Annotated in this window: 14 protein-coding genes; 4 read left to right on the top strand and 10 right to left on the bottom strand. The window is 53.7% G+C overall.

Going from position 1 to position 16,128, the window contains the following annotated elements; all coding sequences use genetic code 11:
- Positions 1-3: 3 nt before the first annotated feature.
- The 7 genes from cdsA to rpsB all read right to left on the bottom strand — a co-directional run bounded on the left by cdsA (position 4) and on the right by rpsB (position 6,404).
- A complete protein-coding gene (gene cdsA, locus ACOTXL_RS10300; RefSeq protein ID WP_003856175.1) occupies positions 4-861 on the bottom strand; it encodes a phosphatidate cytidylyltransferase in 858 nt (285 codons plus the stop codon).
- 12 nt (positions 862-873) lie between these two features.
- Entirely contained in the window at positions 874-1,632 is a 759-nt protein-coding gene (gene ispU / locus ACOTXL_RS10295) for a (2E,6E)-farnesyl-diphosphate-specific ditrans,polycis-undecaprenyl-diphosphate synthase (protein ID WP_003856176.1), read from the bottom strand.
- 185 nt (positions 1,633-1,817) lie between these two features.
- Positions 1,818-3,017, bottom strand: a complete 1,200-nt coding sequence (gene ispC / locus ACOTXL_RS10290; RefSeq protein WP_045350391.1) for a 1-deoxy-D-xylulose-5-phosphate reductoisomerase — start codon at positions 3,015-3,017, stop codon at positions 1,818-1,820.
- Positions 3,018-3,109: 92 nt separating this feature from the next.
- The gene (frr, locus tag ACOTXL_RS10285; RefSeq protein ID WP_003856180.1) at positions 3,110-3,667 is read right to left on the bottom strand and encodes a ribosome recycling factor; all 558 of its coding nucleotides are present in this window, start codon (positions 3,665-3,667) and stop codon (positions 3,110-3,112) included.
- A 167-nt stretch (positions 3,668-3,834) separates the two neighbouring features.
- Positions 3,835-4,560, bottom strand: coding sequence for a UMP kinase (pyrH, locus tag ACOTXL_RS10280; RefSeq protein ID WP_003856194.1), 726 nt, complete (start codon positions 4,558-4,560; stop codon positions 3,835-3,837).
- Positions 4,561-4,709: 149 nt separating this feature from the next.
- Positions 4,710-5,561, bottom strand: coding sequence for a translation elongation factor Ts (gene tsf / locus ACOTXL_RS10275; RefSeq protein WP_003856196.1), 852 nt, complete (start codon positions 5,559-5,561; stop codon positions 4,710-4,712).
- Between the two features lie 117 nt (positions 5,562-5,678).
- A complete protein-coding gene (rpsB, locus tag ACOTXL_RS10270) occupies positions 5,679-6,404 on the bottom strand; it encodes a 30S ribosomal protein S2 (protein WP_003856207.1) in 726 nt (241 codons plus the stop codon).
- Positions 6,405-6,725: 321 nt separating this feature from the next.
- On the opposite strand from rpsB, the gene map reads away from it, so the two are divergent.
- The 4 genes from map (at position 6,726) to ACOTXL_RS10250 (ending at position 11,613) form a co-directional block, all read left to right on the top strand.
- The gene (gene map, locus ACOTXL_RS10265) at positions 6,726-7,520 is read left to right on the top strand and encodes a type I methionyl aminopeptidase (RefSeq protein WP_003856208.1); all 795 of its coding nucleotides are present in this window, start codon (positions 6,726-6,728) and stop codon (positions 7,518-7,520) included.
- 62 nt (positions 7,521-7,582) lie between these two features.
- Positions 7,583-10,258, top strand: a complete 2,676-nt coding sequence (glnD, locus tag ACOTXL_RS10260) for a bifunctional uridylyltransferase/uridylyl-removing protein GlnD (protein ID WP_045336110.1) — start codon at positions 7,583-7,585, stop codon at positions 10,256-10,258.
- Between the two features lie 32 nt (positions 10,259-10,290).
- On the top strand, positions 10,291-11,115 hold the full coding sequence (dapD, locus tag ACOTXL_RS10255; RefSeq protein WP_003856214.1) for a 2,3,4,5-tetrahydropyridine-2,6-dicarboxylate N-succinyltransferase: 825 nt from the start codon (positions 10,291-10,293) through the stop codon (positions 11,113-11,115).
- 111 nt (positions 11,116-11,226) lie between these two features.
- A complete protein-coding gene (locus ACOTXL_RS10250; RefSeq protein WP_003856216.1) occupies positions 11,227-11,613 on the top strand; it encodes a DUF3461 family protein in 387 nt (128 codons plus the stop codon).
- Between the two features lie 73 nt (positions 11,614-11,686).
- On the opposite strand, the gene ACOTXL_RS10245 is transcribed toward ACOTXL_RS10250, so the two are convergent.
- From ACOTXL_RS10245 to dgt, 3 genes are all read right to left on the bottom strand, one after another.
- The gene (locus ACOTXL_RS10245; protein WP_003856217.1) at positions 11,687-12,844 is read right to left on the bottom strand and encodes a CdaR family transcriptional regulator; all 1,158 of its coding nucleotides are present in this window, start codon (positions 12,842-12,844) and stop codon (positions 11,687-11,689) included.
- A 146-nt stretch (positions 12,845-12,990) separates the two neighbouring features.
- The gene (gene degP / locus ACOTXL_RS10240; RefSeq protein WP_003856219.1) at positions 12,991-14,424 is read right to left on the bottom strand and encodes a serine endoprotease DegP; all 1,434 of its coding nucleotides are present in this window, start codon (positions 14,422-14,424) and stop codon (positions 12,991-12,993) included.
- 132 nt (positions 14,425-14,556) lie between these two features.
- Positions 14,557-16,071, bottom strand: a complete 1,515-nt coding sequence (gene dgt, locus ACOTXL_RS10235; RefSeq protein WP_032608540.1) for a dGTPase — start codon at positions 16,069-16,071, stop codon at positions 14,557-14,559.
- Between the last annotated feature and the right edge of the window lie 57 nt (positions 16,072-16,128).

Below are 16,128 nucleotides of genomic sequence, written 5' to 3'. Positions count from 1 at the left end.
CCGTTATATCGTCCCAAACACCAGTAAAAGCAGGCAAGCAAATACAGGAACAGCCGCGGTAAGGCTGTCAATGCGATCCAGTATTCCGCCATGTCCTGGAATCAGGTGACCACTGTCCTTAATCCCTGCTTCACGCTTAAACATACTCTCGGTTAAATCACCCAGCACCGATGCCAGCGCCGCGAAAATCGAACATACCAGCAGCGTGGAGGGGGCAACCTCAAGATTCGCCCAGACGCCATAGCCCCAGGAGATAATCGCTGCCGTAAACAGGCCGCCAATGAAGCCTTGCCAGGTTTTGCCCGGAGAAACCTTTGGCGCCAGTTTATGTTTGCCGAACAGTTTACCAAACATATAGGCCCCGGAGTCAGCCCCCCAGACGAGAATCATCACATAAAGCAGCCATATCGCGCCGCTGTAGTGGTTTTCGTCATAGTGCCAGGCGCGCAGCGCAACCATCCCCCAGAAAAAGGGAACAATCGTGAGCAGACCAAAAATAAGGCGCAACACTTTAGAGTTACGCCAGATCGCCGCAGAGCCCGGATAGAAAAGCACTAAAACAAGCGCAGCAATCCACCAGGCCAGCGATATCCATAAGGATCCGGCAACCAGCGGCTGGTGAACATCGTGATGATATTCAGGCAAGGTATACAGCATCAGGGCCAGTAAAAAACCACAGAGTACCGCCAGCCATACCCGCTGAGTGCGCGAGGTAAAGCCGCTAAGCTGCCCCCATTCCCACGCGGCGAGCATACACACCACCAGCGTAACAATAGCGAATCCCACCGGAGGCAGTAAAAACAGCGCTGCGATGACGACGGGTATTAATACAAAAGCGGAAATCAGGCGATACTTCAGCAAAAGCTACCCCCATCAGGCGTTATCGCCACCAGGCTCGGTGCCGCCGAAACGACGCTCTCGATTGGCAAAGGCATGCAGCGCACCTTCAAAGTCTTGTTCATCAAAATCTGGCCAAAGAACATCCGTAAAGTAAAGTTCGGCGTAGGCAATTTGCCACAGCAAAAAGTTACTAATGCGATGCTCCCCCCCTGTCCTTATAACCAAATCCACGGGTGCCAGTTCATTCATGCAGATTTGCTGACTCAGCGCCTCTTCATCAATCTGGTCGGGTCTTAACAGCCCTTCCTGAACCTGCTCAGCCAGATGCCGAACCCCCTGGATAATATCCCAGCGTCCGCCGTAATTCGCCGCGATATTGAGCGTCAGGCCGGTATTATTTTCCGTCAGCGCTTCTGCTTTGCGAATCCGTTCCTGCAAACGTGAGTTAAAACGACTGGTTTCGCCAATAATACGCAAGCGGACGTTGTGGCGGTGCAGGCTTTTTACTTCGCTATCGAGCGCCCACACGAACAGTTCCATCAACGCAGTCACTTCCTGCGCAGGTCGATTCCAGTTCTCACTGCTAAAAGCATAGAGCGTTAACGCATCAATGCCGTTATTGGCGGCAAAAGAGACGGCGCGGCGAACAGATTTCGCCCCAGCTTTATGCCCAAAGGCTCGTATCTTCCCTTGTCTTTTCGCCCAGCGGCCATTGCCATCCATGATGATTGCAACATGGCGACAGCCATGTGCTGGCAAGTTTTCGCTTATTGGTTGATTCGCAGACAACATAACGCGTTTTTAGTCCCTGAAAGGATTTAACGGTACACAGGAATACTGAAGCCTATACATAAAAAAGCCGTGTCAAACCACGGCTTACCTGACCACTTAAAGCCAAATACCTGCGATCAGGTGGCGCAGACTATATCACTGAAGCCCAACGCTAACAAATAGCACGACGACTAGTGCTTGCTTTATCACCAGCTTGCGAGACGTGTCACCTGTTTACGCGCAACAATGCGTGCCTGTTCATCCACGGCCAGCACCTCTTCCACGCTCTGCGGCTCACGCAAATCCATTATCTCCAGCACGGATAAATTCAACGCGGCGATGTCAGTAAAGCGGATCTGCTGATTCAGGAATGCTTCAACGGTCACTTCATTGGCTGCATTAAGCGCCGTTGTCGCCGCCTGCCCCTGATCGAAGGCCGTCATCGCCAGTTTCAGACAGGGATAACGGTCGTAATCAGGCTCGCTAAACGTCAGTGAACTCAGCTTACAAAAATCGAGAGGCTTAACGCCCGATTTTACGCGGTTTGGCCACGCCATCGTATGAGCAATAGGCGTACGCATATCCGGTTCGCCCAGCTGGGCCAGCACGCTGCCGTCCTGATAGCGCACCATCGAGTGAATCACCGACTGCGGGTGGATCAGCACTTCCATCTGTTTCGCCGACGCATTGAACAGCCAGCGAGCTTCAATGTATTCCAGACCTTTGTTCATCATGGTGGCCGAATCGACGGAGATCTTACGCCCCATTGACCAGTTCGGATGACGACATGCCTGATCCGGCGTCATTGCGCTCAATTCAGACAGTGGCGTTTCACGGAACGGGCCACCAGACCCGGTAAGCAGAATCGACACAACGCCATTCTGCTCCAGGTCAGCGTACCCCAGGTTTTGTTGAAAAGGTTGGGGTAAACTCTGAAAAATGGCGTTGTGCTCGCTATCGACCGGCAAAAGACGTGCCCCACGCTGTTTTACCGCGTCCATAAAGAGGCGTCCGCAGGTGACCAGCGACTCTTTGTTCGCAAGCAGGACATCTTTTCCCGCATCGATCGCGGCAAGCGTCGGCAGAAGACCCGCCGCCCCGACGATTGCCGCCATAACCTGATCAACTTCATCAAGCGCGGCCATATCGCACGCCGCCTGTTGCCCGCTGAGCACCTCGGTACGGCAGCCCTTCTCCTGCAACAGCGCTTTTACCTGGCGGGCGCTCTCTTCATCATCCATCACCGCAAAACGGGGGGTAAACTCCAGGCACTGTTCGACCATTCGCTGCACGTTTTTTCCGGCCACAAGCGCGGCTACGGTGTAGCTGTCAGGATTATGACGTACAACGTCGAGAGTGCTGCAACCGATAGAGCCGGTCGAGCCGAGGAGAGTGAGATGCTTCATGAGATGCCCAAAAGTTAGATCAGATAAAAGCAAAACGCCGCCAGCAAGACTCAATGTCCTTCTGAACGGCGTTTATCAGTGTACAGCGAAAATCAGAACTGCATCAGTTCCGCTTCTTTTTCTGCCAGCGCCGCATCAATTTTCTTGATCGCCGCGTCGGTCATTTTCTGAATGTCGTCCTGTGAACGACGATCGTCATCTTCGCTGATCTCTTTTTCTTTCAGCAGGGCTTTCACTTTATCGTTCGCATCGCGACGCACGTTACGTACGGAAACACGACCCTGCTCAGCTTCACCACGAACTACTTTGATCAGGTCTTTACGACGCTCTTCCGTCAGCGGAGGCAGTGGAACGCGAATATCCGCGCCGGCTGAGCTTGGGTTCAGACCCAGGTCAGATGCCATGATCGCTTTTTCAACGGCCGGGCTCATTGAGCGATCGAACACGTTGATTTTCAGGGTACGGGTATCTTCTACCGTCACGCTCGCCAGCTGACGCAGTGGCGTAGGCGTACCGTAGTATTCTACGATGATGCCATCCAGCAGGCTTGGGGAAGCTCGGCCAGTACGGATTTTGCTGATTTGGTTTTTGAACGCTTCTACGCATTTGTCCATGCGTACTTCAGCATCTTTTCTGATGTCGTTAATCACGTTACGGATCCTTGAAAACTTGTCTCAGGCAGACTATCCGCCAGCACAGCGCTACAGGTGTGCTAAGTATAGTCGCGTTTAATTCATGACAACGCCAAAGGCGCGCCCGGGTAAGATACCACGTCGAAATAAAGCGGAATCTTACCTGTATTTATCGCCGACGGAAATTATTCCGTGATCAAAGTGCCTTCTTTTTCGCCCATAACAACGCGACGCAGCGCGCCAGGCTTGTTCATATTGAAGACACGGATCGGCAGTTTGTGGTCACGAGCCAGCGTAAAGGCGGCAAGATCCATCACTTTTAGCTCTTTTTCCAGCACTTCGCTGTAGCTCAGCTGATCGTACATGGTCGCTGAAGGATCTTTTGCCGGGTCGGCAGTAAACACGCCATCTACTTTGGTCGCTTTCAGCACCACATCGGCTTCGATTTCGATACCGCGCAGGCAGGCTGCGGAATCGGTGGTAAAGAACGGGTTACCCGTACCGGCGGAGAGGATCACCACGCGGTTGTTGCGCAGCAGGCTGATGGCCTCTGCCCAGCTGTAGTTATCGCATACGCCATTCAAAGGAATAGCGGACATCAGGCGAGCGTTCACATAGGCGCGATGAAGCGCATCACGCATCGCCAGGCCATTCATCACGGTTGCCAGCATACCCATGTGGTCGCCCACTACGCGGTTCATCCCCGCTTTCGCCAGACCAGCACCACGGAAAAGGTTGCCACCGCCAATGACCACGCCAACCTGAATACCCAGTTCGACCAGTTCTTTGATTTCCTGTGCCATGCGATCAAGGATGCTTGCGTCAATACCGAAGCCTTCCGATCCTTGCAGCGCTTCGCCACTCAGCTTAAGCAGAATGCGTTTGTACACGGGTTTTGCATTGGTAGCCATGTTTCTTTCCTGAGACTGTCAACGATTAAGATGGGGTTAATTCTGGCGACATGATATGTCGCAAATCAGCACAGCGATACTGGAGCCTGTCTGATTTCGTGAGACGGGTGACAAAAAGAAGCCGCCCTCAGGCGGCTCCTTTTCAATCATTAAGACTGCTTGGACATTGCAGCAACTTCTGCTGCGAAGTCAGTCTCAACTTTCTCGATGCCTTCGCCCACTTCGAAGCGGATGAAGCCAGTTACATCAGCGTTGTGCTCTTTCAGCAGCTGAGCAACAGACTTGCTTGGATCCATTACGAAAGGCTGGCCAGTCAGAGAAACTTCGCCGGTGAATTTCTTCATGCGGCCTTCAACCATTTTCTCTGCGATTTCTTTTGGCTTACCAGACTGCATCGCGATGTCCAACTGAACCTGGTACTCTTTCTCTACCACTTCAGCAGACACGTCTTCTGGCTTAACGAATTCTGGTTTGCTTGCAGCGATGTGCATTGCCAGCTGTTTAACCAGCTCTTCGTCAGCGCCTTTAGCCGCAACCAGAACACCGATACGCGCGCCGTGCTGGTAAGAGCCCAGAACGTCACCTTCCAGGGAAGCAACGCGACGGATGTTGATGTTCTCACCGATTTTAGCAACCAGCGCAACACGCTCTTCTTCGAACTGTGCTTTCAGAACTTCAACGTCAGTGATTTTGCCTGCAACCGCTGCGTCCAGAACTTTGTTAGCAAATGCCTGGAAACCAGCATCTTTAGCAACGAAGTCAGTCTGGCAGTTAACTTCCAGAATGATGCCGTAGTTGCCGTCGATTTTGGTGATGATCACGCCGTCAGCAGCAACGTTGCCTGCTTTCTTAGCTGCTTTGATCGCACCGGATTTACGCATGTTTTCGATTGCCAGCTCGATGTCGCCGTTCGCTTCGGTCAGCGCTTTTTTGCAATCCATCATGCCTGCGCCAGTACGCTCACGCAGCTCTTTTACCAGGGATGCGGTAATTTCAGCCATTCTTAAATCCTCGGGAGATGTGAACTGCCCGGCCGGGAGCCAAACAGTATAAATTGAAAAAAGGGGCCGATAATGGGCCCCTATTCATACACGGTACTAATAAGGGGTAAAACCTTATTATTCAGCTTCTACGAAGCTTTCTTCCGCCTGAGAAGCCAGATCCTGGGAACGGCCTTCACGAACGGTAGCAGCTACAGCGCTCAGGTACAGGCTAACAGCACGGATTGCGTCGTCGTTACCCGGGATAACGAAGTCAACACCGTCCGGATCGGAGTTGGTATCAACGATAGCGAATACCGGGATACCCAGGTTGTTAGCTTCTTTGATTGCGATGTGCTCGTGGTCTGCATCGATTACGAACAGCGCGTCTGGCAGGCCGCCCATATCTTTGATACCGCCCAGGCTGTTTTCCAGCTTGTCCAGTTCACGAGTGCGCATCAGCGCTTCTTTCTTAGTCAGCTTATCGAAAGTACCGTCCTGAGACTGGGTTTCCAGATCTTTCAGGCGCTTGATGGACTGACGAACAGTTTTCCAGTTGGTCAGCATGCCGCCCAACCAGCGATGGTTCACGAAGAACTGGTCGCAGCTGTTAGCAGCATCTTTCACAGCTTCGCTTGCAGCGCGCTTAGTACCAACGAACAGAATCTTACCTTTACGGGAAGAGATCTTGTTCAGCTCAGCCAGGGCTTCGTTGAACATTGGTACAGTCTTCTCAAGGTTGATGATGTGAACTTTGTTACGTGCGCCGAAGATGAAAGGCTTCATTTTCGGGTTCCAGTAACGGGTCTGGTGACCGAAGTGAACACCAGCCTTGAGCATGTCGCGCATGGAAACAGTTGCCATGTTTAAAACCTCTATATTGAAAGTTGGGGTTATGCCTCCACGTATCCCATATTACCGACCCCGAAGGGCACCCCGGAATATGTGCCGATACGTGTGTGTTGTTACACAAAGTGAGATTTGTCGCTCCCGTCCAGCCTGTGTATCTGAGATGGATCGGAAGTCCGGCGCGCTTTATATCACAAAACACGGCCAGAAACCAATAATTGTTGGCGGAGTGTGCTGTTAATGATTCTCAATTTGGCACGGGGTGCGCCTGACTGATACCATTGACAACACTTACACTAGTATTGTCGAAAAAATCGACACCGATGGACAGATTACATGGCTATCTCTATTAAGACACCTGAAGAAATTGAAAAGATGCGCGTCGCCGGTCGTCTGGCCGCGGACGTGCTGGAAATGATTGAGCCGTTTGTGAAACCGGGCGTCAGCACTGGCGAACTGGATCGCATCTGTAACGACTATATCGTCAACGAGCAGCACGCGGTCTCTGCCTGCCTTGGCTATCACGGTTTCCCGAAATCCGTCTGCATCTCTATTAATGAAGTGGTTTGCCACGGCATTCCGGATGACGAGAAGCTGCTGAAAGATGGCGACATTGTCAACATCGACGTGACCGTCATCAAAGACGACTACCACGGCGACACCTCTAAGATGTTCATCGTTGGCAAGCCAACGATTCTGGGCGAGCGTCTGTGCAAAGTAACGCAAGAGAGCCTCTACCTGGCGCTGAAAATGGTGAAGCCGGGCATCCGCCTGCGCACCATCGGCGCCGCAATCCAGAAATTTGTGGAAGCGGAAGGTTTCTCCGTGGTGCGCGAATATTGCGGTCACGGTATTGGTCGTGTGTTCCATGAAGAACCGCAGGTTCTGCACTACGATGCAGACGACGGCGGCGTAGTGCTGCAAAAGGGCATGACCTTCACGATCGAGCCAATGGTCAACGCGGGTGATTACCGCATCCGTACCATGAAAGATGGCTGGACGGTAAAAACCAAAGACAGAAGCTTGTCTGCCCAGTACGAGCATACTATTGTGGTTACAGACAACGGCTGCGAAATTATGACGTTGCGCAAGGATGACACCATCCCGGCGATACTGACGAACATTGAGTGATAAGAAGCCGGCGAATGCCGGCTTTTTTAATGGCGATAGCTTTTTCTTATGGGTGGCGCACGATGAGTAATCTCTTACCCGAACAGTATGCTAACACAGCACTTCCCACCCTCCCCGACCAGCCTGATAACCCGGGCGTCTGGCCACCGCATGAACTGTCCTGCGCGCATATCAAAGCCCACATGGAGGTTTTCCATCGCTGGCTGGGTAACGCATTTGACGCAGGCGTTTCGGCCGAGCAGCTCATTGAAGCGCGCACCGAATTTATCGACCAGCTTCTGCAACGTCTCTGGATCGACTACGGTTTCGGACAGGTGAGCGACGTCGCGCTGGTTGCTGTTGGCGGCTATGGCCGGGGTGAACTGCATCCGCTCTCTGATATCGACCTGCTGATCTTAAGCCGTAAAAAACTGCCGGACGATCGGGCGCAGAAAATCGGTGAACTGTTGACCCTGCTCTGGGACGTAAAGTTGGAAGTGGGCCACAGCGTACGCACGCTGGAAGAGTGTCTGCTGGAAGGGTTATCTGACCTGACCGTCGCCACCAACCTGATTGAAACCCGCCTCCTGATTGGCGACGTGGCGCTGTTCCTCGAACTGCAAAAGCACATCTTTAGCGACGGCTTCTGGCCTTCGGAAAAATTCTTCGCTGCGAAAGTCGAAGAACAAAACCAGCGCCACCAGCGCTATCACGGTACCAGCTATAACCTCGAACCGGATATTAAAAGCAGCCCCGGTGGCCTGCGCGATATCCACACGCTGCAATGGGTTGCCCGTCGCCATTTTGGGGCAACATCGCTGGACGAAATGGTCGGGTTTGGTTTTCTGACCGAAGCCGAACGTAACGAACTTAATGAGTGTCTGCATCTGCTGTGGCGCATCCGTTTTGCCCTGCACCTGGAAGTCACCCGCTACGATAACCGCCTGCTGTTTGACCGACAGCTCAGCGTGGCGCAGCGCCTGAATTACCAGGGCGAGGGCAACGAGCCGGTCGAGCAAATGATGAAGGATTTCTTCCGCGTCACCCGCCGCGTCTCTGAGCTGAACCAGATGCTGTTACAGCTGTTCGATGAGGCGATCCTCGCGCTGACGGCAGACGAAAAACCGCGTCCGATTGATGACGAATTTCAGCTGCGCGGCACGCTGATCGATCTGCGCGACGAAACGCTGTTCATTCGCGAACCGGAAGCGATCCTGCGAATGTTCTATACCATGGTGCGCAACAGCACGATCACCGGGATCTACTCCACTACCCTGCGTCATCTGCGCCATGCACGACGTCATCTGAAGCAGCCGCTGTGTTACATCCCGGAGGCGCGCTCGTTGTTCCTGAGCATGCTTCGTCATCCGGGCGCCGTCAGCCGCGGACTGCTGCCAATGCACCGTCACAGCGTGCTGTGGGCCTATATGCCTCAGTGGTCGCATATTGTCGGGCAGATGCAGTTCGACCTGTTTCACGCCTATACGGTGGATGAGCACACGATCCGCGTCATGCTGAAGCTGGAAAGTTTCGCTAAAGAAGAGACGCGATCCCGCCATCCGCTGTGCGTTGATCTGTGGCCACGTCTGGCACACCCGGAGCTGATCCTGATCGCTGCTCTGTTCCATGATATCGCCAAAGGTCGCGGCGGCGACCACTCCGTACTCGGTGCCCAGGACGTGCTGAAATTTGCCGAGCTGCACGGCCTGAACTCGCGTGAAACGCAGCTTATCGCCTGGCTGGTTCGCCATCATCTGCTGATGTCGGTTACCGCTCAGCGTCGTGATATTCAGGATCCGGAAGTGATCAAGCAGTTCGCCGAGGAAGTGCAAACGGAGAACCGCCTGCGCTACCTGGTCTGCCTGACGGTAGCCGATATCTGCGCCACCAACGAAACCCTGTGGAACAGCTGGAAGCAGAGCCTGCTGCGCGAGCTGTATTTCGCTACCGAAAAACAGCTGCGTCGCGGGATGCAGAATACCCCGGACATGCGCGAGCGTGTGCGCCACCATCAGTTGCAGGCGCTGGCCCTGCTGCGCATGGATAACATCAACGAAGAGGCGCTGCATCAGATTTGGGCGCGCTGTCGCGCCAACTACTTTGTACGCCACAGCCCAAACCAGCTTGCCTGGCACGCCCGGCATCTGCTGAAGCACGATCTGACGAAACCGATGATTCTGCTTAGCCCGCAGGCCACGCGCGGCGGGACGGAGATCTTTATCTGGAGCCCGGACCGGCCTTATTTGTTTGCAGCGGTCTGTGCCGAGCTGGACAGGCGTAACCTGAGCGTTCACGACGCGCAGATTTTTACCACCCGCGACGGCATGGCGATGGACACCTTTATTGTGCTGGAGCCGGACGGCAGCCCGCTGTCGTCGGACAGGCATGAGGGGATACGCTTTGGCCTTGAGCAGGCGATTACGCAGCGCAGCTGGCAACCTCCGCAGCCGCGCCGTCAGGCGGCAAAACTGCGCCACTTTACCGTCGATACCGAGGTCAATTTCCTGCCGACCCATACCGACCGTAAATCGTTCCTTGAGTTGATTGCGCTCGACCAGCCAGGGCTACTCGCCCGCGTCGGCCAGGTTTTTGCCGATCTGGGAATTTCGCTTCACGGCGCCCGAATTACAACGATTGGCGAACGAGTAGAAGATTTATTTATAATCGCGACGGCCGACCGGCGTGCCCTTAATAATGACCTGCAACTTGAAGTGCAACAACGGTTGACAGCAGCCCTCAATCCAAACGATAAAGGGTGACGTGTTTTTTAGTGAAATGGAAAGAGTAAACAATGCAGCAGTTACAGAACGTTATTGAGTCCGCTTTTGAGCGTCGCGCCGACATCACTCCGGCAAATGTGGATACCGTGACCCGTGAAGCGGTAAACCAGGTTATTTCCCTGCTGGATTCCGGCGCGCTGCGCGTGGCAGAAAAAATCGACGGTCAGTGGGTTACTCATCAATGGCTGAAGAAAGCTGTGCTGCTCTCTTTCCGCATCAACGATAACCAGGTTATCGACGGAGCAGAAAGCCGCTACTTCGATAAAGTGCCAATGAAATTTGCGGATTACGACGAAGCGCGCTTCCAGAAAGAGGGCTTCCGCGTAGTACCACCGGCAGCCGTTCGTCAGGGAGCATTCATCGCACGCAACACCGTGCTGATGCCATCCTACGTGAACATCGGCGCCTACGTTGACGAAGGCACCATGGTGGACACCTGGGCTACCGTCGGCTCCTGCGCGCAGATCGGTAAAAACGTTCACCTGTCCGGCGGCGTGGGCATCGGTGGCGTTCTTGAGCCACTTCAGGCTAACCCAACCATCATCGAAGACAACTGCTTCATCGGCGCACGTTCCGAAGTGGTTGAAGGCGTGATCGTCGAAGAAGGTTCTGTGATCTCCATGGGCGTGTACATTGGCCAGAGCACCCGTATTTACGATCGCGAAACCGGTGAAATTCACTACGGCCGCGTTCCAGCCGGTTCCGTTGTGGTTTCCGGCAACCTGCCGTCTAAAGATGGCAAATACAGCCTGTATTGCGCGGTCATCGTGAAAAAAGTGGACGCGAAAACGCGCGGTAAAGTAGGCATCAATGAACTGCTGCGCACCATCGATTAATCGGGTATAACAAAAAGCGGGGGCAACCCCGCTTTTTTTATATCCGAAGGTGGCGAAAATAGATTTTTTCGTTAATTATTCATAGGTTATGTTGAGATCAAGGGTACCGCTATGTACGATAATCTGAAAAGTCTGGGCATTACCAATCCTGATGAAATTGATCGTTATAGTCTTCGCCAGGAAGCCAATAACGATATTTTGAAAATCTATTTTCACAAGGACAAAGGAGAGTTCTTCGCCAAAAGCGTGAAGTTTAAATACCCTCGCCAGCGTAAGACCGTTGTCGCTGACGGTATCGGTCAGGGATATAAAGAAGTACAGGAAATCAGCCCTAACCTGCGCTACGTGATCGACGAACTCGATCAAATCTGCCAGCGCGATCGCAGCGAAGTCGATCTGAAACGTAAGATCCTTGACGACCTGCGTCACCTGGAAAGCGTAGTCACCAATAAGATCAGCGAGATTGAAGCGGATCTTGAGAAATTGACGCGGAAATAAGTTATTCCGGTGCGGTCTGATGCCCTCACCCCGGCCCTCTCCCACAGGGAGAGGGTGAAAACCACACACAACATTATCTCTGCTCATCCAGCTGCAACGCCACATACAGCAGTAGCCGGTCGTCAAAATTCCCTAAATCCAGCCCCGTCAGTTCCGAGATCCGGTTAAGCCGATACTCCAGCGTATTACGGTGAATAAACAGCGCTTTTGACGTTGCCAGCGGCTGCACGTTATGCCGGAACCACGCCTGCAACGTGCGGCGCAGCAGCCCGTTGTTGTCCATCGCTTTCAGACGCACCAGCGGGCGCGCCAGCTCGTTGGCCTGCCAGCCACCGCGCAGGCTGTCGAGCAGGACCGGCAGCATCAGATCCTGATAGAAATAACTGCGGCTCTCCGGCATGCGCTGTTTACCAACCATCATGGTGGTGCGCGCCGTTCGCCATGAACGGGCGATACTCCCCGGCCCGGTAAAGTAATTTCCCAGCGCGACGCGAAAACGGAGCTGTCCGTTCTCCTTCATGCGCTCGATGAGCAGCTCAACGCGGCGACGATGATCTTCCGCGTCCCAGCGGCCAAACTGATTAAGCGCAGGCTTGAGCACCACCATTTCCGTTAAAGAGACGATTGCCACCAGGTTGTTACGCTCCGGCGTCGCCAGCATGTTTTGCAGCTGCTGTAGCTCCACCATAGCGCTGTCCACGCCAAGCTGGCCGCTATCCACCTCAATAACGGCAACCACGCGCGGCTGATTCAGGTCGATACCCAGACGCTGCGCCCACTCGCTCAGGGCAGGCGTATGCTCCTCCGCCTGAATCAAATTCATCACCAGCTCTTCGCGCAGGCGGCTGTCCTGGGCGAGCAGGTGCATCAGACGCGACTGCTCCAGCATCATCTCCGCCGTCATGCAGACCAGCTCACCGTATTTACGCAGCGATTCAGGATCGCCGGTCAGACCGATAACGCCAACAATCTCTCCTTCCAGACGCAGCGGCAGGTTGATCCCCTGACGAACCCCGTGCAGATGTTTCGCCACGGCGTCATCGATGTCGACCACGCGCCCCTGAGAGAGCACCAGCAACGCCCCTTCGTGCAATTCCCCAATACGCTCACGATCGCCGCTGCCGATAATGCGCCCACGGGCATCCATTACGTTGATATTGGTATCAATGATGCGCATGGTTCGCGCCACGATATCCTGCGCCATTTTGGTATCAAGATGCCAGCCAGCCATAAAACCCTCCCGTGAGCAGAGCTCAAGCATAGGGAAGTTCAGCTAAGGCTGCATTGTGCAGATGCCCAAAGGCAGAGAGAGATGTATGGAGTTGTGGGAAAGGTCACAGAAACGAGAAAGCCCCTGCGAACAGGGGCTTAAGATGATTACTGCATCAGGAGATAAATAGAAGTATCACCACGCTGAATATTCAGTGCCAGCACGGACGGCTTGCTGTCGAGAATTTTGCGCAGTTCAGCGATGTTTTTCACCGGCTGCTGGTTAGCGCCCATGATCACATCACCTTTTTTCAGGCCGATACGGGCAGCAGGTGAGTTCGCTTTCACGTTGTTCACCACCACGCCTTTATCTGCCCCTTTGTTGCTCATCTCAGCACCTTCAATACCGCTGAAGATGGTGCTGGAGTCCACCTGATTCTGACTGCTCTGTTGCAGTTCCAGGCTCACGTTAACCGGCTTACCTTCACGCAGCAGGCCGAGGGTCACTTTACTGCCGATTGGCATAGAACCCACTTCCGCACGCAGGGCGGCAAAGCTGCTGATCGGTTTACCGTTCAGAGAGGTGATCACGTCACCCGCTTTAATGCCGGCTTTCGCCGCCGAGGAGTTCGGCATGACCTGGCTTACGAATGCGCCGCGCTGAGCGTCTACTTTCATCGCTTTCGCCAGCTCGGAGTTCAGCTCGGTGCCCATGATACCCAGCTCACCGCGTTTCACCTGTCCATATTGCACCATCTGCGCAGTCAGGTTTTTCACCATGTTGCTCGGGATAGCAAAGCCGATACCGATGTTGCCACCGTCCGGTGCCAGGATAGCGGTGTTGATACCGATCAGTTCACCATTCAGGTTAACCAGCGCACCGCCGGAATTACCACGGTTAATGGCCGCATCCGTCTGGATGAAGTTTTCATAGTTTTCCGCATTCAGGCCGCTACGTCCCAGCGCCGAGACGATACCCGAGGTCACGGTTTCGCCCAGACCAAACGGGTTACCGATGGCGACGGTGTAGTCACCCACGCGCAGCGCGTCAGAGTCGGCAAGCTTAATCGCCGTCAGGTTCTTCGGATCCTGGATTTGAATCAGCGCGATATCGGAGCGCGGGTCTTTACCGACCACTTTGGCATCGAATTTACGGCCATCGCTCATCTGCACCTTAATGGTGTTAGCATTATCCACCACGTGGTTATTGGTCACCACGTAGCCTTTGGCTGCATCAATAATCACGCCCGAGCCGAGTGCCATGAATTTCTGCTGCTGGCCGCCGCCCATGCCGTCATCCCCTGCACCGCCGCCCTGACAGAACGGGGAGCTCTGGAATGGCGAACCGTCCTGGCAGAATGGCGAATTGTCGCCGAAGAACTGCTGGAAATTACGCGGCATACGCGGCGTATTGACGGTTGTGCTGCCCTCAACGTTAATACTCACCACCGATGGCATCACTTTTTCGAGCATCGGGGCCAGGCTTGGCATCTGCTGCGCAGTCGCTGCCGAGGAAGCTGTCTCGGCCGCCGTCGCCAGAGGGGACAGCGCTAAACCTAAACTCAGAGCCAGTGCACTCATTGCTAATGTGGTTTTTTTCATGTTTCTCAATCTCGATTTACCAGATAACGCAAAATTGCTGTGTAACTCAGATTCGTTTTATACCGCTTAGTTCCGGGATTAAGTTTATGGAAAAAGTAAAAATTTATTGGTCGTCTTTACAAAACTCATGGCTTATTCAACGGCCATAAGCTTGCGGTATTCATCCCAGGCATACAAATCTGTCATCCCGCTGATATAGTCCTGGATAAGACGACAGCGATAATAATATTCCATGACTGGCCATTGGGAAGAATGACGTTCTATTTTACTGACGGCTTCAATGTATGCCAGCCGGTGGCGCGTTGAAAGCTTCTGATAGAGACGAGATTCAATCGGCAGGCGGCGAACACGTTCATTTTCGACCAGCTCGCTAAACTCATCGACCGTCAGCTGGAGCAGCGGGCCATAAATCTCCAGCAACCCGCTGATAACCCGGTATCCTTGCAGCTCCAGCTGCTCGACATCCGGGTGGCTGAAAACATGGCGAACAGCCACGTTTTTATATAATTCAAGAAGCTGGCTAAAACTGCTCTCATCTTCCAGCAGGGCGTGATTAAATTCCCCGCTAAATATCATCGGCAAATTATCAATGAAACGGGCGGCTGCATACGGCACCAGTTTATTCAGCGTGTTTACTCGCAAATACATAAAGAACTGATCTTCGGTACTGCGGCTCAGCGAATTTGAACGCGATTTATCCCAGGCATTCTCGACGACCTGCGCAAACAGAGAACCTTTTTCATGCTCTCCCCAGGCATCATGAAGATGCTGATACAGCTCCTCGACGCTGAATATTCTTTTTTCCACCGCGTCTTCCAGATCGGCCACGCAATAAGAAATGTCATCAGCCGCTTCCATAATCCATGTCAATGGAAAACGGCCATTGGGGGTCAGAGACAGTTCTTTACGCAACCGCGCGATATATGCTTCTTCCGATAAGTAATAGCCCGGTTTTTTCATCAGGTAGCTATGCGTGGCGGGCGTTTCTCCGGTCCACCACGCGGGACGCGTGTATTTAAGAATACAGCCCACCTGGGCCCAGGTCAGATTCATCCGCATCAGGGAGTGCACCAAACGGATCCCCTGCGCGTTACCTTCGAAATGACACAGATCCTGGCGCACCTTACGGCGCAGATCGTTCAGGCTATCTTCACCTTCACGCAGGCGTAAATCGCGTACCAAACAGCGGTCATCGCTGAGCGGCTGGCTTATGGCATCAGAGGGAAAAAGCCGCTGTTTAAACCAGTCATTGATGGCGGCCTCGCCGAAATGACCAAAGGGAGGATTGCCGATATCGTGCATCAGGCAGGCCATCTCAACGATGCTTTCGAACGGGCCGGTCAGTTCATCCAGTCCGTAGGTTTCCAGCAGACGTTGCTCTTTAAGGCGGCTGAGGATCTCTTTCGCAATGTAGCGTCCCACCTGCTGCACTTCCATGGAGTGCGTTAACCGCGTACGCACCGCGGCGTTACGCTCCAGCGGGAACACCTGGGTTTTTTGCTGTAACCGGCGGATGGCGGGCGAATTGATGATGCGTCCGCGATCGCTTTCAAAAATGCGCAGGATCTCATGTTCGCTCTTATCGCCCTGTGGCGAACGGAAACGTCGGTGCCAGTTAATTTTGGTGCGAAAATCGATTGGTGCCATGTGCTCCCCCGCGTGAGAATGCGTTTCCCCTTAACCGCATGATAGACTATGCATCTT

This window comes from Enterobacter cloacae complex sp. IR5402 (genome assembly GCF_049238125.1).
Taxonomy (GTDB): Bacteria; Pseudomonadota; Gammaproteobacteria; order Enterobacterales; family Enterobacteriaceae; genus Enterobacter; species Enterobacter hormaechei_C.
Note: the sequence above shows the minus strand (reverse complement) of the source record. Positions and strands in the feature narration are given on the sequence as shown.

Excerpts from the sequence above, each read along its gene's own strand:
- ACOTXL_RS10250 (WP_003856216.1), top strand. The coding sequence starts at position 11,227 with ATGTACGATAATCTGAAAAGTCTGGGCATTACCAATCCTGATGAAATT.
- degP (WP_003856219.1), bottom strand. The coding sequence starts at position 14,424 with ATGAAAAAAACCACATTAGCAATGAGTGCACTGGCTCTGAGTTTAGGT.
- dapD (WP_003856214.1), top strand. The coding sequence starts at position 10,291 with ATGCAGCAGTTACAGAACGTTATTGAGTCCGCTTTTGAGCGTCGCGCC.
- map (WP_003856208.1), top strand. The coding sequence starts at position 6,726 with ATGGCTATCTCTATTAAGACACCTGAAGAAATTGAAAAGATGCGCGTC.
- pyrH (WP_003856194.1), bottom strand. The coding sequence starts at position 4,560 with ATGGCTACCAATGCAAAACCCGTGTACAAACGCATTCTGCTTAAGCTG.
- tsf (WP_003856196.1), bottom strand. The coding sequence starts at position 5,561 with ATGGCTGAAATTACCGCATCCCTGGTAAAAGAGCTGCGTGAGCGTACT.
- ispC (WP_045350391.1), bottom strand. The coding sequence starts at position 3,017 with ATGAAGCATCTCACTCTCCTCGGCTCGACCGGCTCTATCGGTTGCAGC.
- ACOTXL_RS10245 (WP_003856217.1), bottom strand. The coding sequence starts at position 12,844 with ATGGCTGGCTGGCATCTTGATACCAAAATGGCGCAGGATATCGTGGCG.
- glnD (WP_045336110.1), top strand. The coding sequence starts at position 7,583 with ATGAGTAATCTCTTACCCGAACAGTATGCTAACACAGCACTTCCCACC.
- ispU (WP_003856176.1), bottom strand. The coding sequence starts at position 1,632 with ATGTTGTCTGCGAATCAACCAATAAGCGAAAACTTGCCAGCACATGGC.
- dgt (WP_032608540.1), bottom strand. The coding sequence starts at position 16,071 with ATGGCACCAATCGATTTTCGCACCAAAATTAACTGGCACCGACGTTTC.
- rpsB (WP_003856207.1), bottom strand. The coding sequence starts at position 6,404 with ATGGCAACTGTTTCCATGCGCGACATGCTCAAGGCTGGTGTTCACTTC.